The 18,162-nt window shown below is 43.5% G+C and carries 19 protein-coding genes and 2 pseudogenes; 11 read left to right on the top strand and 10 right to left on the bottom strand.

The window, feature by feature from the left end; translation table 11 throughout:
* Positions 1–219: 219 nt before the first annotated feature.
* Positions 220–378 (top strand): annotated as a pseudogene (locus A3738_RS29500) (DDE-type integrase/transposase/recombinase); the annotation flags it as partial.
* A 411-nt stretch (positions 379–789) separates the two neighbouring features.
* Here the strand turns inward: A3738_RS29500 and A3738_RS20025 are convergent.
* The 9 genes from A3738_RS20025 to A3738_RS30060 form a co-directional block, all read right to left on the bottom strand.
* Positions 790–1,647, bottom strand: a complete 858-nt coding sequence (locus A3738_RS20025; protein ID WP_068757773.1) for a hypothetical protein — start codon at positions 1,645–1,647, stop codon at positions 790–792.
* A gap of 365 nt (positions 1,648–2,012) precedes the next feature.
* Entirely contained in the window at positions 2,013–2,216 is a 204-nt protein-coding gene (locus A3738_RS20015) for a hypothetical protein (protein WP_068478277.1), read from the bottom strand.
* A 149-nt stretch (positions 2,217–2,365) separates the two neighbouring features.
* Positions 2,366–2,803, bottom strand: coding sequence for a thioesterase family protein (locus A3738_RS20010; protein ID WP_068478275.1), 438 nt, complete (start codon positions 2,801–2,803; stop codon positions 2,366–2,368).
* A gap of 53 nt (positions 2,804–2,856) precedes the next feature.
* Positions 2,857–3,033, bottom strand: coding sequence for a DUF6435 family protein (locus A3738_RS30065; RefSeq protein WP_156493683.1), 177 nt, complete (start codon positions 3,031–3,033; stop codon positions 2,857–2,859).
* Positions 3,034–3,159: 126 nt separating this feature from the next.
* Positions 3,160–4,011, bottom strand: a complete 852-nt coding sequence (gene yghU, locus A3738_RS20005; protein WP_068478273.1) for a glutathione-dependent disulfide-bond oxidoreductase — start codon at positions 4,009–4,011, stop codon at positions 3,160–3,162.
* A 50-nt stretch (positions 4,012–4,061) separates the two neighbouring features.
* Complete coding sequence (locus tag A3738_RS20000) at positions 4,062–4,676, bottom strand: glutathione S-transferase family protein (protein ID WP_068478271.1); 615 nt, start codon at positions 4,674–4,676, stop codon at positions 4,062–4,064.
* A gap of 44 nt (positions 4,677–4,720) precedes the next feature.
* Complete coding sequence (gene fghA, locus A3738_RS19995; RefSeq protein ID WP_304440118.1) at positions 4,721–5,611, bottom strand: S-formylglutathione hydrolase; 891 nt, start codon at positions 5,609–5,611, stop codon at positions 4,721–4,723.
* 12 nt (positions 5,612–5,623) lie between these two features.
* A complete protein-coding gene (locus A3738_RS19990; RefSeq protein WP_068478269.1) occupies positions 5,624–6,775 on the bottom strand; it encodes an S-(hydroxymethyl)glutathione dehydrogenase/class III alcohol dehydrogenase in 1,152 nt (383 codons plus the stop codon).
* A 211-nt stretch (positions 6,776–6,986) separates the two neighbouring features.
* Positions 6,987–7,142: a hypothetical protein gene (locus A3738_RS30060; RefSeq protein ID WP_156493682.1), complete on the bottom strand. Its 156-nt coding sequence runs from the start codon at positions 7,140–7,142 to the stop codon at positions 6,987–6,989.
* A gap of 179 nt (positions 7,143–7,321) precedes the next feature.
* Here A3738_RS30060 and nhaA point away from each other — a divergent pair, with 179 nt between their 5' ends.
* From nhaA to A3738_RS19965, 5 genes are all read left to right on the top strand, one after another.
* On the top strand, positions 7,322–8,530 hold the full coding sequence (gene nhaA / locus A3738_RS19985) for a Na+/H+ antiporter NhaA (RefSeq protein WP_082878497.1): 1,209 nt from the start codon (positions 7,322–7,324) through the stop codon (positions 8,528–8,530).
* Between the two features lie 97 nt (positions 8,531–8,627).
* Positions 8,628–8,837, top strand: a complete 210-nt coding sequence (locus A3738_RS19980; protein ID WP_068478267.1) for a hypothetical protein — start codon at positions 8,628–8,630, stop codon at positions 8,835–8,837.
* A gap of 60 nt (positions 8,838–8,897) precedes the next feature.
* Positions 8,898–9,329: an outer membrane protein transport protein gene (locus tag A3738_RS19975; protein WP_068478265.1), complete on the top strand. Its 432-nt coding sequence runs from the start codon at positions 8,898–8,900 to the stop codon at positions 9,327–9,329.
* Positions 9,330–9,457: 128 nt separating this feature from the next.
* Positions 9,458–10,663: an EAL domain-containing protein gene (locus A3738_RS19970; RefSeq protein ID WP_068478263.1), complete on the top strand. Its 1,206-nt coding sequence runs from the start codon at positions 9,458–9,460 to the stop codon at positions 10,661–10,663.
* 10 nt (positions 10,664–10,673) lie between these two features.
* A complete protein-coding gene (locus A3738_RS19965; protein WP_068478261.1) occupies positions 10,674–11,900 on the top strand; it encodes a mechanosensitive ion channel domain-containing protein in 1,227 nt (408 codons plus the stop codon).
* Between the two features lie 53 nt (positions 11,901–11,953).
* Here A3738_RS19965 and A3738_RS19960 read toward each other — a convergent pair whose 3' ends face one another.
* Positions 11,954–13,474 (bottom strand): methyl-accepting chemotaxis protein, encoded by a 1,521-nt coding sequence (locus A3738_RS19960; RefSeq protein WP_068478259.1) that lies wholly within the window; start codon positions 13,472–13,474, stop codon positions 11,954–11,956.
* A 145-nt stretch (positions 13,475–13,619) separates the two neighbouring features.
* Between A3738_RS19960 and A3738_RS32085 the strand changes: the two are divergent.
* From A3738_RS32085 to A3738_RS19930, 5 genes and pseudogenes are all read left to right on the top strand, one after another.
* Positions 13,620–14,552, top strand: a pseudogene (locus A3738_RS32085) (class I SAM-dependent methyltransferase).
* Between the two features lie 87 nt (positions 14,553–14,639).
* Entirely contained in the window at positions 14,640–15,008 is a 369-nt protein-coding gene (locus A3738_RS19945; RefSeq protein WP_068478255.1) for a cytochrome c5 family protein, read from the top strand.
* Positions 15,009–15,010: 2 nt separating this feature from the next.
* Entirely contained in the window at positions 15,011–16,363 is a 1,353-nt protein-coding gene (locus tag A3738_RS19940) for a D-arabinono-1,4-lactone oxidase (protein WP_068478253.1), read from the top strand.
* Between the two features lie 85 nt (positions 16,364–16,448).
* Positions 16,449–17,219, top strand: coding sequence for an ABC transporter ATP-binding protein (locus A3738_RS19935; protein WP_068478251.1), 771 nt, complete (start codon positions 16,449–16,451; stop codon positions 17,217–17,219).
* 63 nt (positions 17,220–17,282) lie between these two features.
* Entirely contained in the window at positions 17,283–18,038 is a 756-nt protein-coding gene (locus A3738_RS19930) for a transporter substrate-binding domain-containing protein (protein WP_068478248.1), read from the top strand.
* Positions 18,039–18,162 lie beyond the last annotated feature (124 nt).

The following is an 18,162-nucleotide window of genomic DNA, read 5'->3' as shown; positions in this document are numbered from 1 at the left end:
ATTTAGCTACTGACGTTTAGGTTTATTCGAAGCATTATCCATACATTTGAACAACAATTTATAAATGGTTAAGAATAACCAAATTACTAAGATCTTAGGCCTCTCTCCTTCAATAACGTCTGAATTATAAATTTGTTTACTTAGAGAAGGTTTTCATTCTGTGCTACAAAAAACAATCATTAAAATCGAGAATCCGAAGTAGATTAGCCTGACAAGGAATGGGTGACAGATTCTACTTACATACAAACCTATCAAGGCTGGCTATATCTTGCAGTTGTCATCGATCTGTTTTCGCGCAAAGTCATTGATTGGTCGATGAAGGCTTCACCTAAATCTGACTTAGTCATTGATGCATCATTAATGGCAGTTTCACAATGAAGATCGAAAGATAAAGTGCTCATTCATTCCAGCCAAGGTGCTCAATATACTTCGAAAGACTAGCGAGACTCCTTACTAGATAATAATCTGGAAGTTAGCATGAGTCGCAGAGGAAACTGTCGGAACAATACGTTAGCGGAGAGTTTCTTATCGCTTCAACAAAAAGAGCTCTTTCGGCGCAAGGTCTAAAAAGGAAACGTTGTGAAAGCTGAAATTTTCGATCATGTCGAAGGCGTCTAAAACTCGATACGGAATCATGGCCTGTCTCCTCAGGACTATAAGGAATAGTACTTTAGAAAACTAGAGAACGTTTAGATTTCTAGGACCATACCGTCTGTCTCCTTTTTTGCTTTACCGGACCTAGAGAAAACACCAACCTTATACCCTCAGCACTCCCTCACACCATGTAAATTAAAAACGGTACCAAAGTTTTTTATCCTGTAGTGGATCTGCTTCAGACAAATTTGGATTAGATATCGAGTAAACTTTCCGATTTTTAAGATTTGTGTCCCCAATGATTTGTTCATGATAAGACAAAAAATATTGTTCGAATTTCCCTTTTTCTATTAATTTATGAAGCCCTGTTTCAATGCGCTTCGCCAACTGCGGTTTCTTAGGTGATACAAAGAAGTACGTGGGTAGGGGAATATAAACTGCTATCCCAGATTCAATAGTTAGGTTGGGGTGAAATTTTTTCTGGATATTGTATTCAGAAATAATTTCATTTACTCCTCTTCCTAAAGTAAGAAATCTTTTCTTATCCAGCATATCAAACAATCCGTCATAATTATTTCCTATGACAACTTCGAACCCTGCATTTTCCATTATTTTAGCTGTCGACCATCCTACCCCTGAACCCGTTGGGAATTTCATAAATTGCTGCAATGAATTTGTTTTAGCAATAACTGCTTGGTCGTCTTTGTTTATGAAGAATAATCGATATCCTTGGATTCCTTTTCGTATAGGAATACGAACGACAAGTAGTTTTTCCAACCATTCTTGTTTGGGAGCTTCTGCAACAACATGCAGCAGATCTCCTTTAATCAGTGACAACAACATTCTATCTCTCGTCATTGCAAACTGTGAATGAGCTACTGATGCGGGCTTGTAGTCCCCTGTTGTTTCTTTAAGAATCATTTCTAATAGTTTGTGAGGGTAGTCATATCTACTATCGTTTTCGGACTGCGGTTTATTGACTAAAACCTCTTCAGATTCTGCAGAAAAAACTAAGAATATCCATAAGAAGAGCACTATCACTATTATTTTCATGGTTGCTCCTGGAGCTAAACAAATGGTTGAAAAATGTTCATTAAAAATATTATTACAGTCTTTAACAATTTATTCGATCTTTAAAAATACAGATTGCTGCGACAACAAACTGAATTCAGATTTAATTCTGGCCATTAAAAATATATTAACGCTTAGAACCGAACTAAATAAATTGATCACATTGTTGTTAGCAATGAAACATGGTTTGCTCACACCAACACTGAAAATCAACCGCAATGAGATAGAAAATAATTACAAAGAAGTGTAAATAGCAAGTGAAGCTCAGAACTGATTTAGCTGGCTTGAATCAGCCTAAGTGAAGGGCTAGGACGAGCCCCAAGTCTAAGGAGCTCTCATGTCCATCGTTAGCGTTGAATGATAACGGCTAACTCACTACCAGTTGGACTAACGAAAGTCGTAGATAAAAGATCTTCTTCGACAGAAAAGTCGAGATGAAGTTTATTGAACATTGCTTTGGCATCCTCCAAAGCGTCACCTTTGTCGGAATAACAAAAGTGAGGGACAGCATCCTTACTTATCGTTTCTGAATTGGGAATTAAGAAGAACATCCTTAACACCTCCTGCAATAAATAAAGTGTGTTGCCAAACTCGGCGACCTGCACGTTACTCTCGAAATACCCACGATGCACGCGCTACATTTTTAGATTTTCAATGATTTGCAAAGCCGTTACAACTGACATAATAGTGTAACAATTTGCTAGCTACCAGACTGGTCCATCACACCATAATCTTTCGAATGCTCAAACATTGATTTAACAAAGTCAGGAATTGGACAACTCGTAAAATCTTCAGCGTTAACAAACACATACACTGCTTCGGCAGTAGCTAATACTTGATTCGTTTGCGCATTCACATACTCTGTGTGAAGTGTAAATGAACTATTTCCGATACGACCCACCGACACATTAAGATTTAATACATCATCAAAGCGAGCCGGAGCCTTCCATTCAATTAAAAGCTTAACAATTTGATTCTCGAATCCGCGTGCCACGAGTTCTTGATAGCCCCCGAGTGATGCACGAAGAAACTCCGTTGAGGCGAGGTCTGCATAATCCGCATAGCGGGAATTGAACACGACATTTTGCGCATCGCATTCGTTATAGCGCACACGAATCTTTAGGGTGAATTGAGACATAAGCAAGGCTCAGGATAATTATTTTAGTTAACGCCTTAGCTTATCAAACCAAGCTAGCTTTTGCTCTCTTCCAACGCTTCTAATTGCTTTGCTAAGGCGTCGGCTTCTACGCTGAGTTGCGAGTAAGTTCGAATATCGCCATTGCGCTGCGCCTTCATGGCTTCTTCAAGTTTCGCCAAGTATTGCTTCTTTAACTTTTTGGTGGGGTCTGATTTGAAAAACGAAAGCATAGTTATCTCCTTTTGTATTCTTACGATGGAAATACAATTTGGATTTGAGAATTGAGAGAAAATGTTTTTCAGAGATTTGGAACAGAAAAAAGCCTGAAAGATTCAGGCTTTTTAATAGTAATTAAACTACTTTGACGCTAATTTCTTATCTATATCTTCAGCACTACGACGAATCGGAAGTTGTTCCCAAGTTTCACCCCATGCACGATTCACAATGCGTCCACGCTCAGTAGCGGGTCGATCAGCTACTTGCGCTGTCCAACGCTGTACGTTTTTATAGGATTCGACATCTAAGAATTCAGCGGCTTCATACAATTTACCTTGCGCCAATACGCCATACCAAGGCCAGATGGTCATATCTGCAATCGTATATTCGCTGCCGACCATGTATTCGTTATCTGCAAGGTGCTTATCTAACAAATCTAACTGGCGCTTCACCTCCATGGTATAGCGATCAATTGGATACTTATATTTTTCTGGTGCGTAGGCATAGAAGTGCCCAAAACCGCCACCCAAAAACGGACCTGCACCCATTTGCCACATCAACCAACTCATGCACTCAGCGCGCGCTTTAGTCTCTTTTGGCAAGAAGGCATCAAACTTTTCTGCGAGATAAAACAGAATTGCTCCAGATTCAAAGATGCGGACGTCCGCTTCTTTATCGAACAAAGCTGGGATTTTAGAGTTTGGATTAATCGCTACAAACCCACTACCGAATTGATCTCCTTCCATGATGTTGATTGGCCAAGCATCATATTCCGCACCGGTGTGACCTGCTTGAAGTAGTTCTTCAAGCATCATCGTGACCTTCACACCATTCGGTGTGGCGAGCGAATATAGCTGGAAAGGATGGTCACCCGAAGGTAGCTCTTTGTCGTGTGTTGCGCCTGAAGTTGGACGATTAATGTTAGCAAACTTGCCGCCATTTCCTTCTTCGGGAGCCCACACTTTAGGTGGTTCGTATACATCGTGACTCATAAAGGGTCCTTAACTTTGAAATTCGATTTGCTGTCTTTAAGGGTGCATTGTTAGGCTTTTGCACTAGCACGACCAGAAACAGCTTCATACCATCGGTTTAGATTCACTTGCTCTTCGCCGCGGCGTAATTGAACAACACGTGCAAAATCGACCGTGCACATAGCGGTGATGTCGGCAATTGAGTAGCTGTCCCCTGCGACAAATTCTGAGTCTGCTAGGTGCTTATCTAACATATGCATGAATTTGCTCGCACCTTTGTAACACTCTTCACCCCACTCTTTGATCGGCGTCATACGATCTGCGAAGAAACCCGATGTATGCTGAAATGCCATGCCGACCAAATTCATGAAATAGATTTCGCAACGGCGTTGCCACATTTCAATTTCAGCTTGTTCTAAGGGCGTACTTCCCATCAATGGGTTTTCTGGATGCAATGCCTCGAAATAACGACAAATCGCTACTGATTCAGAAATATGCGTGCCATCGTCTAGTTCTAGTACTGGAATTTTGGCAAGCATGTTTTTACCGCGAAATTCCGCTGTTCTGTTCTCGCCTTTTTGCAGGTCTAATTCAACAAACTCGACTTGATCAAGAAGACCTTTTTCAGCCAAGAAAACCCGCACACGACGGGCGTTAGGGGCAATTTTTTGTTCGTAAATCTTCATATTATTCTCTTTGTTCTTTATCAGGAGTCACGACCATTTATGACTCAAGCATTCAGACAATTCGCATGAAAGCGAAGATGGTCTTCGATAAAACTCGCGATGAAATAATAACTATGGTCGTAGCCGTCACGCATATTCAAGGTCCACTCACCTTTACTATTTGTGGACAAAGCCTTTTCTAAAGCCGGCGTGCCAAGTTGCTCAGTTAGAAACTGATCGTCGGTACCTTGGTCAACAAGAATCGGTTTGTGACTTTCTACCTCCATCAACAATGCACAAGCATCATGGGCTAGCCATGTAGACTTGTCTTGTCCCAAATAGTTCGAAAATGCTTTTTCGCCCCAGGGACACTGGCTTGGATTCGAAATCGGACTGAAGGCTGAAATAGATTGGTAGTTATCTGGATGGCGCAAACCTATCGTCAACGCGCCATGCCCACCCATTGAGTGACCAGTAATTGAAGCAGCCCCCGTCATTCCTAATTCGCTCTTAAGTAGACTCGGCAACTCGTCCACGATGTAGTCATACATATGATAATGCGTTGCCCAAGGTGCTTGTGTGGAATTGACGTAAAAACCGGCCCCCAAACCAAAGTCATAGACGGCATCTGGATCGTCTGGCACACCATCACCGCGAGGGCTGGTATCAGGCGCTACGAGAATTAAACCTAAGTCTGAAGCGACACGATGCGCGCCAGCCTTTTGCATAAAGTTTTCGTCCGTGCAGGTTAATCCAGATAGAAAATATACAAGAGGAGTCTGCGCTAAAGCCTCTTCATTTTTAAGCGCTTGCGGCGGCACGAACACAGAAAAAATCATGTCGCATTTGTTCACCGCAGAGCGATGTTGATAACGAATAAAACGACCTTCAAAAGAGTTTTGCTGACTAAGCAGTTTTAACTCTGACATCTTCAATTCAGAATCGGCTTCGCTCATTGCAATGTCTCCCTAGCTGGCTTCAGGTTCAAAATGCACCACAGAACGAATACTTTTGCCTTCATGCATTAAGTCGAACGCTTCGTTAATTTCACCCAGTTCCATTTTATGTGTAATGAATTTCTTGAGCGGGATATCCCCAGCAAGATACTTTTCAACATAGTCAGGGAGTTCAGTTCTGCCTTTCACTCCACCAAAAGCCGTACCACGCCATACGCGGCCCGTTACTAACTGGAAAGGCCGTGTATTGATCTCTTGGCCAGCACCTGCCACACCGATTATCACAGACTCGCCCCAACCTTTATGGCAGCACTCAAGCGCCGAACGCATCACATCAACATTCCCAATACATTCAAAGGAATAATCTACGCCACCATCTGTTAGCTCGACGATCACATCTTGAATCGGCTTATCGTAATTCTTTGGATTAATGCAATCTGTTGCGCCCAGCTCTTCCGCAAGATCAAACTTAGATTCATTAATATCAATCGCCAAAATGCGCGAGGCACCAGCTTGTTGCGCACCTATAATTGCTGATAATCCGATACCGCCTAGACCAAAAATCGCAACGGTTGTCCCTTCTTCAACTTTTGCAGTGTTCATCACCGCTCCAATGCCCGTTGTCACGCCACAACCTAACAAGCAGACATCATGCAAAGAGGCCTCTTTATTGACTTTAGCCAGTGAAATCTCAGGGAGTACCGTGTATTCAGAAAAGGTCGACGTACCCATGTAGTGATAGATTTTTTCGCCGTCTTTCGAGAAACGAGTTGTGCCGTCAGGCATCAAACCTTGACCTTGCGTAGAACGAATTTTTTGACACAGATTTGTTTTACCGGATAAGCAAAACTTACATTCGCGGCATTCTGGCGTGTAGAGCGGAATGACATGATCACCGACCGCTACAGAAGTTACGCCCTCACCAACAGCTTCAACAATACCGCCGCCCTCATGACCAAGAATCGCTGGAAAAACACCCTCTGGATCCTCTCCCGTCAAAGTGAATGCATCAGTGTGACACACGCCAGATGCAAGTACTTTTACCAGCACCTCACCTGCTTTCGGCATCTCCACTTCGATAGTTTCTATTGATAGCGGAGCTCCAGCTTTCCACGCAACCGCGGCTTTACATTCGATACGACCATTCGCATTTAAGGCTTTCATGATGATTTCCCTGAAGTTTGTTTTTATTGGCTAAAGAAGACAGCAGAAACATCTTGTCCAAGTATCACTTCTCTAGCCTATACCAGAACCAATTTGCTTTACGAGTCCATGCTTTATTTTGGTTTATATCTAAAGAACAAAAGCATCTAAATAAGTTCACGCGTGGGTAAATAGCTCCGGAATTATTCAACCAACACCTGTCAACATGCCTTTAAAAAGTATGTGTGGAACCAACTTTCGCATGATCACTCAACAATGCGCTCAAGTCTGTATTGATATGAATACTCTCTGGTGCGTCAGGTCCCGAACTACTGCTGCAAGCAAATAATCCAACGATCACAGAACTCACCATCAAACCTTTTTTCATGTCAGCGCCCTTTTTGATTTTGGGCCCTACAGCTAAGTACAAAAATTCACAAGCTCAAGTACAACATTACGTTTTTAGATATTCCAAGGAGCCCTTTCCTCGCTTAAAATTCGTTAAAACCGAATGTTTTTTATAAATATTCGACTATTCCTATTGCTTGGGAACAAGCGGAGAGATGGATGAACCACGAAGACCGTCAAGAAACACACGATTCCAAAGATTTTAAAGACATGATCGATCATGACGCCCTAAGCGGGGTGTTATTGATTGCAGCCGCCGTGTTAGCGCTTATTTTTGCCAATACCAGATTACAAGGCGTGTATTACGGCACCTTAGATATTCCGATCCAAGTGTCATTTGGCGATTTTATTATCAACAAACCGCTTCTACTTTGGGTCAATGACGGTTTGATGGCGATCTTCTTTCTCGTTGTAGGCTTGGAAGTTAAACGAGAAATGATCGAAGGCAGCTTATCTTCTTTTGATCAAGTACTTCTGCCGGCTATTGGCGCTGTGGCCGGTATTGCAATACCCGCCCTTATTTACTGGGTGATAAATAGTGAAGATCCGATGTCGGTTCGTGGCTGGGCGATTCCATCCGCAACAGATATCGCATTCGCACTCGGCCTCTTTAGTTTGTTTGGAAAAAGCTTACCATTGTCTTTAAAGCTATTTTTACTTTCTGTCGCGATTTTCGATGATATCGGAGCGATCGTGATCATTGCGATTTTTTACTCTAGTGAACTCTCAACTACCTCATTAATCGTCGCTTCATGGGGGCTAATCGTATTGTTTGCTTTCAACCGTATGAAAGTTTCGAAGGTTGCGCCCTACCTGCTTGTCGGCACAGTTGTTTGGGTCGCGGTATTAAAATCAGGCGTGCACGCAACATTGGCAGGCTTTGCTATCGCATGGTTTATTCCGCTTTATCAAACAAACGACAACGGCTTAAGTTTGGCGAAAGAACTCGAGCATGACTTCCATCCCTGGGTAGCCTTCTTTATTTTGCCGATATTTGCGTTTGCCAATGCGGGTGTATCTTTAACAGGCTTAGGACTTGATGCCTTTATGAATACCACCACGCTTGGCATTATTCTTGGCTTATTCGTCGGTAAACAAATAGGCATATTCGGCGCTTGTTGGCTTGCCATCAAAATTGGCCTTGCGCGCCTGCCAAATGGTGCCACATGGGGGCAGTTATACGGTGTCTGCTTATTGTGTGGTATTGGCTTTACGATGAGTTTGTTTATCGGGTCTCTCGCATTTGAAGGCATCGAAGGCAATTACTCAGACAGTGTTAAGCTCGGTGTGCTTGCAGGCTCTTTACTCTCAGCCATTGTAGGATCAATCGTGATAAAACGTTATAGTGCTGCCGGCAATAAGGCCTAAACTTTTAATTCTTTTGACTATATAGCTGTTTTCTATAAGCTGCCGCTCAAAATTATGGTGTATGGACCGCGCCCTTTTGAAGAATTGAATAGCGGTAGTGAACATCCGAACGAATAAACTCTCCCTGTCGATCATCACGGCAGCCTTTGCTCTTTCATCTGGTACAGCAGGTGCAACAAATGGGTATTTCCGTCTAGGTTACAATGCGAACAGCATTGCAATGAGCTGTGCGTCTACTGCAAGAACTCAAGATGCTATTGCGGGTGCATCAAATCCAGCTCTTGCGCTCAACATCGACACGATTTAGATCGCAGCAATTGCAGCGTTTAACCCAGATCGTGGATTTACTGTTGAAGGCGGAAACCCTATGACAGCGATGCCTGGCGAGTTTGCTTTAACACCTCAAGACACGCGCTCAGAAAGCGATTGGTTTTATATCCCTTCATTCGGCTATAAGACTGACTTGAGCAATGATCTCGCGCTGAACGTTAACCTATATGCTAACAGTGGCATGAATACAGACTATGACGAGTCAGTATTCTATGCAGGCGAGACAGGCGTTGATCTATCACAAGTATTTTTAAACACTTCTATTGCATACAAGGTGTCTGAGAACACCAATATTGGTGACCAGCGTTTTAAAGCGAAAGGCCTTGGCAGCTTCGCAGGATTTTCACAAGATCCTATCGCAGACAGCGACAACTGGGCAAAAGGCAGAAATCCTTCGCTCCAGAGCCAAAATCAGCAAATCGAACTGGAAATGTCGCAACTTGAATTAATATTCGGTGCTAACTTCTAAGTTAGAACCAGTTCATAAAAACCCCGCTTTGCGGGTTTTTTTTATACCTATTTATTGACTTCTTTAAGCCAAAAACGAAACCTAGACTACCCTTCATGCACTCCGCATCGAATGGGCAAGGAGGGCCAATGTCGAACCTATTTTCTGATCTACCTGTTGTCATAATTGAGGACACCCCCACTAAGCAAGCTAAGTTAGATGGTTTGTTAGAAGCCTTAGGTGTCGAAGATATTCAAAGCTTTGACAATGGCCAAGAAGGTTTAAGTGCTCTCAGTCAGGGTAAAGACAAGATCATTTTATTCCTCGACCTCGTTCTACCTGAGATAAACGGCCAAGAAATACTGCAGCAGCTTGCTCGTAGCGGATTTAAAGGCTACGTGGTAATCAACAGCGTGTGTGAACGGCGAATTGTTCAAACAGCGGTGAATTTAGCAGCGTCATCAGGTATCAAGATGCTCGGTGCATTATCAAATGATTACTCAAGCAAAGATCTCGAACGGATGCTCATGCTGTGCATCGAACCTGCCAGAACCACGCACCGCGGTTCAAACATTTTATTAAGCGAAGAAGAAATTCATGCAGCTTTTGATCAAGACTTAATTGAGCCATTCTTCCAACCAATCATTCATCTTGAAAGCCAAACCCTCAAAGCCGTTGAATGTCTTGCGCGAATATATAGCCCAGAACGAGAACAATATTTATCGCCTGTCTCGTTTTTACCTTACATTGAAGATACGCCTTTTCTTGATAACTTAGCTTTGCGCTTGTACCAAAAGGCGCTCGCCTTATTTAAGACCGAGGTGTTTTCGAACAGCGATATTAAGCTCTCGTTCAACATAGAGCCAAGTCAGCTCGAGAATGTCGCACTTGCCGCTAGCCTTGATGGTTTAACGCAAGCAGCTCAGATCAACCCCGACCGCATTATTTTTGAACTGACGGAACAATCTCCAATTAGCTCAAGCAATCAACTAGAAACCATCAATATATTGCGTCTCAAAGGCTACAACATTGCCATCGATGATTTCGGCTCTGGGCACACAAATATATCTAACCTACACTCTATCCCCTTCAATCGAATAAAAATCGATCGCCATTTGATTCAACATATTGATGAGGATGGGTTCTGCCAGATCGCTGTCGATGCCATTATGGAGATGGCTCAAGAAGTCGGCGCGCAAGTGATATTTGAAGGCATTGAGAAAGTAGAGCAAATCGTATTTAGCACACGGCACAGAGACGTATATTTACAAGGCTATTACTTTTCTGACGCATTACCGATGAATCAATTAGAACCATGGCTAAGCAAAAGCCCTTACACACTTATAACGGCGTAGATAGAACATTATGGACGAAGTATATCTCTTAAAACTTCATGAGGCCGGCCAACGCGTTCTGAGTTGGTTCTTACCCAACATGAGCACCATTGAGTGGACCGGGCACATTGCCATTTTAATTTGGTCCATGGCCATGATTGTCTTCGCAGGCCGACTGTTCGCCATGGTCGAAAATACCTCCAGCACCATGATGAAGATGAAGGTATTTCGCTCATTAAACTTCTTAGTCATCGTTCTTCTATTAGTTGATTTAGTGCTGCTACGTTTCACGATTGATATGGAGCAACTGTTCTCTCGAATAGGGCTTTCCATACTCACCGCCTACGTAACCATCTACCTATACTCGCTAGCGAGCTATCACTCTTTTAAGCGATTCGGAACACCCAAGACCATTGATAACAAAGAGGTCTTCGTTGAAACCTACTCAACGCGAATTGTTAACCTATTGCTTGTTGCAACCACTGCACTTGGCGCGTTTTATATCATCATCAAAATCTGGGGGGCTGATAGTCTTCTAGAAACGACTGGGATAATGGGAATATTTATTGGTTTCTTAGCGTTTACCTCTCCCGTTTGGGCTCCGGATATCATCTCTGGCCTCATTATTCTCAACAGCCAAATCTTGGATGATGGCGATGTGGTTGTTATCGATGGTTTTCCAAACGAGTACATCATCAGCAAGGTGTCATTTGTTTATGTCACCCTCTATGACATTCGAAATAATCACCGCGCACTGGTGAAGAACAGTCGCTTTTTACAAGGCAAAATTGACAACCTCAGCCGAATCGCTAGTACGGACGGCATGCGTGCATCTATTCATTACAATATTGGTTATCCCGCTTTTGAGAGTCGATCGGGCGAAGACCGTGTTGAAGAAATGAACCGCTTTATGAAAAAGGTCGGCAATATGTTTGATCGTGCGTTCGAAGGATGTGCCGAGGATGATTCAGTTAAAATTAACAAAAACAAGCCTTTCGAATGGGCTTTGACACAAGCTGGCGACTACGCCCTTGAGTTCACTTTGTGGTTCTATTTCCAGCGTATTCCAAATACCAAAGTGACGGCGACTGCCCGCAAGCATTTGATGGGCACGACCTATAAAGTCAACACTGCTATTTACGAGGCGTCTATATTTGAAGGCTTAGATCTCTCTACACCAGACCTGAATACCATCACGTTTGCCAGAGACCTAGTAGAAGACGATACGCCTGACCCAAGAGTCGCTGCCATGGAATAGAGCAAACGGAATAGGTTCAGACGTTCCTTAGGTTAAGAAGCTAAACCAAGCGTCTATGAAATCTTAAAGTTCTTGGTTAGCTGATTAAGGTGATCACACACTAGGTTCAAGTCTGATGCTTTCGCATCTGTTTGCTGCGCAATCTCATTACTCTCTTCGTTCAGAGTACGAATACTGTTCACGTTCTGAGCCACTTCATTCACAACAGATACCTGCTGTTCTGTCGCAGAAGCGATGGTTGCACTCAAGTCTTGAATGTTTGTGATCGCAGAAACGATTTCATCTAGCCGACACCCTGCACTTTCAGTTTGCTCAGCCGCATACTCTGCTGATGAACTTTGCTCCGCCATCACCCCTACACAGCTATTGGAAGACTCTTGTAAGCGAGAAATAATGTCTTTGATCTCTTGAGTCGATTCAGAAGTTCTCACTGACAAACCACGCACTTCATCTGCTACAACTGCAAAACCTCGACCGGCTTCGCCTGCACGTGCTGCTTCAATTGCTGCGTTCAAGGCAAGTAAATTAGTTTGTTCAGCGATGCCTTCAATCACGGTAAGCACTTCACCAATGTTTTCTGCATCACGACTCAAATTATTGACCGTTTCACTCGTACGACCAACACCCTCAACAAGAGAACGCACACTTCTCACTGAGTTTTGAACCAACTGATTCCCTTCTTCAACCGCTTTCGTTGCTTGCGATGTAGCAACGGCAGCACCCGCTGCACTTTGCGCAACTTCTCTAAACGAAGCTGACATTTCTTCAATCGCCACCGTCATCTGAGAAGTCTGTTGAAACTGTGCGTCACTCTGCGAAGCAAGACCTTGTGCAAAACCTAACATTTCTTCGCTAACGCTTGAGACGCTGTTCGACTTATCTTGAATCTCTCCAACCAAATCGACCATAGCCGTGCGCATTGCATTAGTCGATGCTACCAAAGTTTTTAATTCTTCTGACTTTGCCTCTAGATCATTTTGATCACTGTAATCGCCCGATGCGAAGCGCTCAAAAACCGGAACAAAAGACTTAAGACGTCCAACGATGAAACGCTGCATTAAATCCACAGTAATCGCGACAACAATGACCATTACGATCGTCGCAACCAACATATTTCGCACAAGCTCAAACGCACTATCAATTTGCCCATAGGTGCCAGCTCTTGCTTCAGTAATCGTTGATTTAAACTCTTGCGCCGCGCCCCTTAAGGCATAGGAACGAATTTCGTTATTCATCGTTTCGCCGATAAGAACACCAACACCATCCGCCTGCTCTTGTATTAGGGTCATGTCGTTTTCAGGAGATTGCGCCAAGGTATCAATAAGTGCGGTGATAGAAGAGAACTCGCGTTGCGCGCGCTCTAATTGAAAATCTTCACCTTCTTGTATGTAAGCGGTAATGCTTTGCAGTAAATCGATCTCTGCCGATCGCTCTAAAGCCATAAAATTTTGAAGATTAGTATAAGGTTTACGTAGCTCAGCTAAACCAAACCAGACTGCAAATACTAAACTCACTGCGACTAAGCTCAACAAACCACTATTGAACCACGTTAACGTTGATAACTTTAGTTTCATATCTTTACCTTACCGCATCTCTACTGCTTATTATTTAAAGCTTAGGTATATGTCGGCATATCACAAGGAAACTGCAGGAATATTCCATTACATAATGCTAGGATTCGCGTCTTTCTCCCCTCCCAACAAAATCGACACTACTTGAATGAACGCCATTAAACTGAGTGCAGCAGAATTAGCACCATTGCTAATAGACCGAATACAGCAGCAGCCATATTGCCAACGTATCCTTCATGGCCGTGGCAAAAAATACGCAGGTTATGAATATGTAAATATCGAATGGTATCCGCCTTTTCTTTTCGTACAGAATTTCAACGACACTCTGAGCGACGATCTAAATCACGCGTTAAAGATAGTTTTTGAGGAAGTCTCATCCATCGATGCTGTGCTGATTCAATCCAGAGAATGGCCAGACTTCGTCACGCAAAGTTTGTTTAGTCGTAAAGAAGTAGAGCTTCCCCTGATCTATAAGGCTCCATTAAGCGAAGACCTTCACTGTGAAATCAAGTTTGGTACTAATCTCAACACGGGAACATTTTTAGATATGCGTGTTGGTTGACAATGGATAGAAAAAAATAGCGAGAACAAACGCGTACTGAACTTGTTCTCATACACATGCGTGTTTTCACTCTTTGCGCTTTCTGGCGGCGCAACATGGGTCGACAACGTCGACATGGCGGCCAATGTGCTGAAAATCGGGCAACGCAATCATCAATCAAACAAGCTGCATGATGGTAAAAGTGCCTTTATTAAACGGGATATTCTTAAATCACAATCTTGGTTTAAGTCTCGCGAACCCTATGACTTAATTGTTCTTGACCCACCACCCTATCAAAAGAAAGCCTTTCGGGGCTGGCAAGACTATCTAAAGCTATTGCGCTACGCACAGCATGGTTTAAAACCTGGTGGAACATTGCTGTGTTGTCTCAACCATCCACAAATCAGTATTGACCAATTTATGGCTGACCTCGACGAGTACTTCGATGGAAAAGCAACACTTGAAGTCATTGCACGCGCTCCAGAAATTGAAGAGCTAGAGAATGAAAAAGGCTTGAAGTTAGTCATAGTGACTCTATAAGTTCGGACAGAATGGCCGCAATGGACTAGAGCCTTCATCATGGCGCTCGGTATATTTGGCGACATACAAAAATTAAGATGAATAATTATGAATTACCGTCGCTCTCTTTCGATGCTTTGTGTGCTGTCCATCGGCGTATTATTGAGCGCTTGCAGTCAACAAGCCATTCAAATACCTAATGTGAGCTTGAGCCAAGTTCAGCTCAATAAATACGAAGCGAGCTGCAAAGTTTGTCACGAACAAAAAGCAAGCGGCGCACCGCAACGCGGTGCGTATCAAGACTGGCAAATTGTCTTCGGCAAGCCAATGGATTTAATTATGACTCGGGTCATTGATGGCTATGCGGGAATGCCTCCGTTAGGCCAATGCTTTGACTGTTCAGAATCTGATTTAAATGATTTAGTGCTTTATCTCGCGCAATCTCCAAACACTCAAAAACACGAAGCGGAGAAATAGCTATGCAGCGCAGAGACTTACTAAAATCGATGGTTGCTGCATGTTTATCGAGCGCCGTACCCAATATTGCGTTATCGACTTCTGCACTGGCGTGGAAAAACTGGTCAGGCAATCAACGCTGCGTACCGAGTGCACGTATTGCGCCGCAAAATTTAGCGGATCTGCAAACATGGCTGCGCAACAACCAAGGAAAAATGCGCTCTGTAGGCTCAGGACATTCCTTTACAGCACTCGTCCCAACCGATCATACCTTGATTAGTACGAGCTATATCCGCGGCGTGACTCAAGCCGTCGATAAAATCATGCAAGCCGATATCGCAGCAGGCACACAATTAAGCTCAGTTGGCCCGGCACTCAACGAGATGGGACAAGCCATGATCAACATGCCAGATGTTGATCGACAAACACTTGCCGGCGCGATTAGCACAGCTACCCACGGCACAGGCCGCGCGCTACAGTGTTTATCCGCCTATACAACTGAAATTGAATTACTCACTGCGAAGGGCGAGTTACTCACCTGCAATAACGACACTAATCACGATGTCTTTAAAGCAGCTCAGGTTGGTCTTGGAACAATTGGATTAATCACGCGCATTCGAATGCAAAACCGAGAGCCATTTAAACTCCGTCGATTAGCGCGCTGGCACAAATACGAAGAAGGTTTGGCGCAAGCCGAAGCATTTTCGAAAGCGCATCGAAACTTTGAGTTTTATGTCATTCCTTTTACGGGAATGATTTTAAGCGATGCCTTGGATGAAACAGACGAAGCAGTCACTGCCCGCGAAGAATTTGATGGCAATAATGGCTTGATGGATCTCAAACTAGCGCGTGATTATCTCGGCTGGAGCAACGAATTCAGAGAGCTCGTACTCGGCACGTACATGAAAACTCTAAGTGATGAGACAAACATTGATCATAGCCATCAAATTTACGCCACTGAACGTAACGTGCGTTTTAACGAAATGGAATATCATCTTCCGGTCGAGAATGGCCTCAAAGCGCTTGATGAAATAAAGCGCCTCATCGAATCTCAATTTCAGCAGGTCTTTTTCCCGTTTGAATGCCGTTTTGTAAAAGCTGACGATTGTTGGCTATCTCCGTTTTATAAGCGAGACAGTATATCTATTGCTGTACATCGTTATTTTGAAGAAGACCACTCCCCCTTATTTGCAGCCATTGAACCTATTTTTCAAAAGTACGGCGGGCGCCCACATTGGGGCAAGCTCAACACCTTTACGCCAGAACAATGTGCAAACGCATACGAGCGCTGGGAAGATTTTAAACAAGTGCGTCAGGCCCTAGATCCAGATGATCAGCTATTGAACCCCTATTTAAAAACAATGCTTAAAGCCTAAGTATTTATTGGCCATAAATTTGCTTCCACTGCCTCTGTAGTTTATTTTTAAACACTGAAATTGAATGTAGGCAACGGAGCCAAGAATGAGTCAAGACGCACCGCTGGTGGTTACGGACATCCATAAAAGTTTTAATAGCCACAAAGTATTAAAAGGTGTGTCATTAGAAGCCCAAAAAGGTGACGTCATTTCGATGATCGGTTCATCAGGTTCAGGCAAAAGTACCTTCCTTCGCTGCATCAATCTCTTAGAAATTCCTACCTCAGGTGATATCCAACTTCTCGGCGACACCGTCAAATTCAAAACCAATAAACGCGGCGAACGAATGCCAGCCGACACCAAGCAAGTCGAACAGATGCGTTCGAAGCTATCTATGGTATTTCAAGGTTTTAATTTGTGGTCTCACATGACAGTGCTAGAAAACATCATCGAAGCACCGATCAATGTATTAGGTATTCCTAAGAAACAAGCCATTGAACACGCTACAGAGCTCTTAAACAAAGTAGGCATCTACGAGCGTCGCGACTACTATCCTAGTCAGATGTCTGGTGGCCAGCAGCAACGTGCAGCAATTGCTCGCGCATTAGCGATGGAACCAGAAGTACTGCTATTTGATGAGCCGACATCTGCACTCGACCCAGAACTCGTCGGTGAAGTATTAAAGGTCATGCGCAGCTTGGCTGAAGAGGGCCGCACCATGATTGTCGTGACACACGAAATGGCCTTCGCGCGCGATGTGTCGTCACAAGTTGTATTTTTGCATGACGGAAAAATTGAAGAGCAAGGAACACCTAAAAAAGTTTTTGAAGATCCTGATTCAGAACGTGTGAAACAGTTTCTTCAACCGAAGTACTAATATTCAGTACAAACAAACTGCTCCCTTTAGAGAGCTGACATTAAATAAGAGGAAGACCTCACTATGAAAAAACTATCGCTATTAATGGGTTGTATCTTAGCTGCGAGCAGCAGCATTGGTTTCGCAGCTGACAAACTAAAGTTAGCTGTTGATGTACCTTACGAGCCGTTCGAATATAAAGCGCCAGACGGCACGCTTACTGGTTTCGAAATTGACCTTGGCAACGCTGTATGTGCTGAAATCAAAGCGGAATGTGAGTGGGTTATCCAAGCTTGGGACGGCATTATTCCAGGACTTTTAGCGCGTAAATACGACGTTATCTTCTCTTCTATGTCTATCACTCCTGAGCGTGCTGAAAAAGTATTGTTCTCTGAAGGTTACTACAACACACCTTCTGCATGGTTTGGTAAAAAAGGTACTGATCTGGACGTGACTGACAAGGCTGCCTTCAAAGGCCTTCGCGTTGGCGTTCAGCGTGGCACAGTTCAAGATGATTACGTGACAAAAGATATCGGCGCAGACACTGTTGAAATCAAGCGTTACACCACGGCTGACGACCTTGTTCTTGATCTAACAGGTGGCCGTCTAGACTTAGTATTCCTAGACTTCCCAGTAGGTGAATCAACCATCCTTAAAGATGAAAACTACCAGTCAGTCGGCGACACCATGCAAGTTGGTGGTGAGGGCGTTGGCGCTGCATTCCGCAAGCGTGACAAAGACCTTGCTGAAAAATTCAATGCTGCGCTTAAAAAGCTCAAAGAAGACGGTACTTACGATGAGATCATGAACAAGTACTTCTCTTACAGCATTAAGATTTAATGCTAAAAGTCAGATGTCAGGCGCTATATGCCTGACGTCTGATTGACGATTAATTTTCACGGAACTTACTCAATGATAGATCTTCACGGTTACGGCCCATCTATATTTCAGGGCGCTATTTTAA

The organism is Oleiphilus sp. HI0066, assembly GCF_001635725.1.
Note: the sequence above shows the minus strand (reverse complement) of the source record. Positions and strands in the feature narration are given on the sequence as shown.